Origin of the sequence: Bradyrhizobium sp., assembly GCF_016213215.1 — a bacterium.
Classification (GTDB): Bacteria; Pseudomonadota; Alphaproteobacteria; order Rhizobiales; family Xanthobacteraceae; genus Bradyrhizobium.
In genome coordinates this window covers 1-3,840 of sequence record NZ_JACRAW010000127.1, presented here as the reverse complement: position 1 = coordinate 3,840, position 3,840 = coordinate 1, and the positions used below count along the sequence as shown (strand labels likewise).

The window sequence follows — 3,840 nt, the reverse complement described above, 5'->3', positions numbered from 1 at the left end:
TTTTCGGCGGGCGCGCTCATCGGAAGGTCTTTCGCGGATCGAAGGCGTCGCGCACTGCTTCACCGATGAAGATCAGCAGCGACAACATCAAGGCAATGGAGAAGAACCCGGTCAGGCCGAGCCACGGCGCCTGCACATTGGCCTTGCCCTGGCTGAGCAATTCGCCGAGCGAGGGCGAGCCGGGCGGCAGGCCGAAGCCGAGGAAGTCGAGCGCGGTCAGCGTCATCACCGAGGACGACAGGATGAACGGCAGGAACGTCATGGTCGCCACCATGGCGTTCGGCAGCAGGTGGCGGAAGATGATGACTGCGTTCGTGACGCCAAGCGCGCGCGCGGCCATGATGTATTCGAAATTGCGCCCGCGCAGGAATTCCGCGCGCACCAGGCCGACCAGCGACACCCAGGAGAACAACAGCAGGATGCCGAGCAGCACGAAGAAGCCCGGCACCAGCACCGACGAGATGATCAGCAGCAGATAGAGCGAGGGAATCGAGGTCCAGATTTCGATGAAACGCTGGAACAGCAGGTCGACCCAGCCGCCGAAATAACCCTGCACCGCGCCGGCTACGACGCCGATCACCGAGGAAACGATGGTCAACGCCAGTCCGAACAGCACCGAGATGCGGAAGCCGTAGATCAGCCGCGCCACCACGTCGCGGCCGCCGTCATCGGTGCCGAGCCAGTTGTATTCCTGCTCACCGCATTTGGCGAAGCCGTTCTTGGCGGCGAACTCGCAATCCTTGTCATTAAGCAGCCAGGTCGGCTTGGACGGAAACGGCGACGGCGGCTTGCTCACCTGGGTGTTGTAGGAGAAGCGGATCAGCGGCCAGAGCACGGCGCCGCCTTCTTTGGTAATCAGCCCCATCAGGTAATCGTCGCGATAGTCGGCGGCGGTGCCGAACAGGTTCTTGTCATTCGGATCGCCAAACGCGGTGTCGGGATAGGTCACCACCGCCGGGAAGAACGACTGGCCATTCACATGGATGTAGATCGGTTTGTCGTTGGCGATGAACTCGGAAAACAGCGAGATCAGGAACATCGCCAAGAACACCCACAACGACCAATAGCCGCGGCGGTTGGCCTTGAAATTGTCCCAGCGCCGCCGATTGAGCGGCGAGATCGCGATCCCGCGCCGCAGCGGCGGCACGATCAGACCGCCGGGTCCGACCGCCGTGGTCTCGGGCACCTTGATGCCGGCACGCGCGTCCACCTCAAACCTCCCGCGTCTCGAAGTCGATGCGCGGATCGATCCACGTATACGTGAGATCGGAGATCAGGTTCACCGCCACGCCGATGAGCGAGAAGATGAAGAGCGTGGCGAACACCACCGGGTAGTCACGATTGAGCACGCTTTCGAAGCCGAGCAGGCCGAGCCCGTCGAGCGAAAAAATCGTTTCGATCAGCAGCGAGCCGGTGAAGAAGGCATGTACGAAGGCGGAAGGGAAGCCGGCGATCACGATCAGCATGGCGTTGCGGAACACGTGGCCGTACAGCACCTGGTTGCGCCCGCAGCCCTTGGCGCGCGCGGTGAGCACGTATTGCTTGCGGATTTCATCCAGGAACGAGTTCTTGGTCAGCAGCGTCATGGTGGCGAATGCGGACAGCGCCATCGAGATGATCGGCAGCGTGAGATGCCAGAAATAATCGGCAATCTTCTGCCACCACGGCAGCTGCGCCCAGTTCTCCGAATATAAGCCGCGTAGCGGGAACCAGTCGAAGAACGAACCGCCGGCGAACAGAATGATCAGCAGGATCGCGAACAGGAAGCCGGGGATAGCATAGCCGACGATGATGACGCTCGAGGTCCACATGTCGAAGCGCGAGCCGTCGTCGACCGCCTTGCGGATGCCGAGCGGAATCGAGATCAGATAAGTGAGCAGCGTCATCCAGATGCCGAGCGACATCGACACCGGCAGCTTTTCCTTGATCAGCTGCAGCACGCTGACGTCGCGGAAATAGCTCTTGCCGAAATCGAAGCGCACATAGTTCCACAGCATCAGGGCGAATCGCTCATAGGCCGGCTTGTCGAAGCCGAACTGTTTTTCCAGCTTCTTGATGAATTCCGGATCGAGGCCCTGGGCACCGCGATATTTGGAATTGACGGCGTCCACCTGCGAGCCGCCCTGCACCATGCCACGGCTGCCGAAGTCGCCGCCGGGCGAACCGGAGATGCGCGAGGTCGCGCCGGTGTCGCTGCCGGTGAGCTTGGCGATCACCTGCTCGACCGGGCCGCCGGGCGCGAACTGCACCACGACGAAGGCCACCAGCATGATGCCGAACATCGTCGGGATCATGAACAGGATGCGGCGGATGATATAGTCGGTCATTGCTTGGCTGACTTCCTTCGGGCCTCATCCTTCGAGACGCCCGCCGTCGGCGGGCTCCTCAGGATGAGGAGCTATCCTTGTGCACTATAACCCCCATCCTGAGGAGGCCGCGAAGCGGCCGTCTCGAAGGATGAGGGGCGAATGATCTCTTACCCCTTTTGTTCCAGTTTCGGCGCCTTGTCGCGGTCGTACCACCAGGTACCCGGGATGCCGCGGAAATAGCGCGGCTGGGCAGCCGGACGGCCGAACAGGTCCCAATAGGCGATCCAGTGCGACGCTTTGTACCAGTGCGGTATCCAATATCGTCCGGCGCGAATGACGCGGTCGAGCGCCCGGCAGGCGGTGGTGAGCTCGTCCCGCGTCTTGGCGGCGATGATCAGGTCGATCAGCGCGTCCACCGCGGGGTTGGCGATCCCGGCGCGGTTCAGCGACCCCTTGGTCGCCGCCGCCTGCGACGAAAAATAGCTGCGCAGCGAATCGCCCGGCGTCGCGGAAAAACTGAAGCGTTCCACCGTGATGTCGAAATCGAAACCGTCGACGCGGGCGCGGTATTGCACCGGATCGACGACGCGCAAGGTGGCGTCGATGCCGAGCGTGCCGAGGTTCTTGATGTAGGGCATATGGTGCGGTGTGAATGTGGGCTCGTCAATCAGGAATTCGATGGTGATCGGCTCGCCGTTCGGCAACACGCGCCTGCCGTTCTTCAGCGCAAAGCCGGCCTCGCCAAGCAGTTGATTGGCGCGTCGCAGCCAGCGTCGATCCTGGCCCGAGGCGTCGGTCACCGGCGGCACGTAAGGCTCGCCGAACACCTCGTCCGGCAGGTTGCTGCGGAATGCCTCCAGCAGCGTCCGTTCGGCCGCGTCGGGCTTGCCCTTGGCCATCATCGGCGAATTCTGGAACACCGAATGCGTGCGCTCGTATGAGCCATACATGATGTTCTTGTTGGTCCATTCGAAATCGAAGGCGTCGATCAAGGCCTCGCGCAACCGCCGATCCTTGAATTTTTCGCGCCGGATGTTGATGAACCAGCCCTGCGCGCCGGACGGCGTATCGTCGGGCAGCACCGCGCGCTTGACGCGGCCGTCCTTGAAGGCGGGGAAGTCGTAGCGCGTCGCCCAGGTGCGTGAGGTAAATTCCTCGCGGAACAGATAGTTCTTGGCGGTGAAGCCTTCGAAGCCGACCTCGCGGTCGCGATAATATTCGTAGCGCACGCTGTCGAAATTGTTCTGCCCGCGCGACACCGGAAGATTGGCGCCCCACCAATCCTTCACCCGCTCGAACTCGATGAAATGACCGACCTCGAAGCGGCCGACCTGGTAGGGGCCGCTGCCGAGCGGAATTTCCAGCGTCGACTGGTCGAACGGCTGCCTGGCATAATAGGTCTTGGAGAAGATCGGCAGGCCGGCGACGAACAGCGGTACCTCGCGGCCGCGGCCCGGCTTGAAGCGGGCGACCGCGACACGGTCGCCATCGGCTTCGGCCTTGTCGAAATCGCGCAGCAACTGCGTGATGA

General features: G+C 62.3%; 3 protein-coding genes. All 3 read right to left on the bottom strand.

The features are described from left to right. Window positions 1–16: 16 nt before the first annotated feature. Complete coding sequence (locus tag HY852_RS21140; RefSeq protein WP_291606834.1) at window positions 17–1,153, bottom strand: ABC transporter permease; 1,137 nt, start codon at window positions 1,151–1,153, stop codon at window positions 17–19. Between the two features lie 58 nt (window positions 1,154–1,211). Continuing rightward, window positions 1,212–2,327, bottom strand: coding sequence for a microcin C ABC transporter permease YejB (locus tag HY852_RS21135; RefSeq protein ID WP_291606833.1), 1,116 nt, complete (start codon window positions 2,325–2,327; stop codon window positions 1,212–1,214). A gap of 149 nt (window positions 2,328–2,476) precedes the next feature. Continuing rightward, on the bottom strand, window positions 2,477–3,840 hold a 1,364-nt coding region (locus HY852_RS21130), incomplete at its 5' end, for an extracellular solute-binding protein (protein WP_291606832.1).

Bases quoted from the DNA above. Each gene is read 5' to 3' on its own strand.
- HY852_RS21135 (WP_291606833.1), bottom strand. From the start codon at position 2,327: ATGACCGACTATATCATCCGCCGCATCCTGTTCATGATCCCGACGATG.